The organism is Bacteroides sp. 519, from assembly GCF_010500955.1.
In the GTDB taxonomy this organism is placed as follows: Bacteria; Bacteroidota; Bacteroidia; order Bacteroidales; family Bacteroidaceae; genus Bacteroides.
In genome coordinates this window covers 1-1,467 of sequence record NZ_QVMJ01000068.1, presented here as the reverse complement: position 1 = coordinate 1,467, position 1,467 = coordinate 1, and the positions used below count along the sequence as shown (strand labels likewise).

Below are 1,467 nucleotides of genomic sequence, written 5' to 3'. Positions count from 1 at the left end.
ACTTAAAATAAATGTGAACAATACTTCAATCTTTTTGTTGCTGCTGTACTCTCTTGTAAAGCGGGTGCAAAGGTAGGGACTTTATTCGTAAATCCAAATTTTAAAGAAGAAAAATATGAAAGTTTTTTAGAAGAAAATGCTAAGTGGTTGATAATGAAATGTGTTGTAGAACATAAATTTTAAAAGAATAATTAGGGGAGCAAAAAGGGTACACCTTATAATATATATAGACCTTAATGATGCTATGTATTTCTTTAATGAAAACAGTTTTAGCATGATTATTCATATTTCATAAATTTGGTTCAAATCAGACTGGAAATTGAAATAAAACACGGAGACACAGAAACACGGAGCTTTTCCTTGTGCTGAACACGGAGGCTTCGCTTTTGTCGTACAATAACTCAGAAATAGGCCAACGGCCTAATAGCCTCTAACGTAGGTCAACGGCCTACGATGAAGGATATCACATGGAACGCAAGGCTGTAAGCCTCAGAGCTTTCTTGCATACAAATACACTCTGAGGCCTACAGCCTCGCATTTTCATGTAACATCATTGCGTAGGCCGTTGACCTACGCTAGAAGCTATAAGGCCGTTGGCCTATTTCTGAGTTATTGTACGACAAAAGCGAAGCCTCTGTGTTCAGCACAAGGAAAAGTTCCGTGTTTCTGTGACTCTGTGTTTTTATTTTAGTTCAACACAGCTCATTCTCTCCCCCTCCCAGAGAATAAAAACCGTTTTTTCTCGTCACATCAACACGCGAGCCCATATCTCACTGAGCAACAACCAATTACCCCGTGTTGAAAAGCGTGTTGTCAAAATAGAGGAACCTTTATTCGTCACGCTCTACTACATGATAGAATATACCAAACCGGGTACGCTTGAATGGAATGCCGTGCTTGCGTAATATCCTTCCGAACATCCTTACTTTACCGGGCGACAATGGCATTTTCAGTTTCTCCAGTATTTCGGCAGGCGATAACCACTTGCCCTCATCATCATTCTCTGCAATACGAAAATAGCGATCAAAAAGTTGCTCTTCGGCTGGGATCTGTTCAAAATCACGGTTGTGCTCAGTCATAATCTGCTCTTCCTGCTGGTTGAACCAATAACGTTCGCCATTATCTATTTCGTGCATAGCCTGAGCATAAAGTTGGTTGTAATCTATGGGGCCGGTATCGATAACACCAATTACCTCGATACAAATAAAACGGCGACTGCCCGATGGGTCGGTAAGCAAATCCATCTGGTTGCTGGTAGCTATAAACGATGCATAACGTTGCATCTCCAGTACAGCATTGGCATACGGCTTACGCACATTTACTACAGGCTTTTGCAGAATATGTTTTAAAAAACCTTGCTGGGTAGGACTAATCTGATCGAACTCATCAATATTGATCAGCGCAAAACGGTTGAGGTAAAGTTCGGCATCGCGCTTGCGCGAAAAATCAATGCTATCTGTGTAGTAG

At 41.0% G+C, this 1,467-nt stretch carries 1 protein-coding gene; it reads right to left on the bottom strand.

Going from position 1 to position 1,467, the window contains the following annotated elements:
* Positions 1 to 830 precede the first annotated feature (830 nt).
* A partial coding sequence (locus D0T85_RS21920; RefSeq protein ID WP_203558558.1) for a VapE domain-containing protein occupies positions 831 to 1,467 on the bottom strand: 637 nt, incomplete at its 5' end.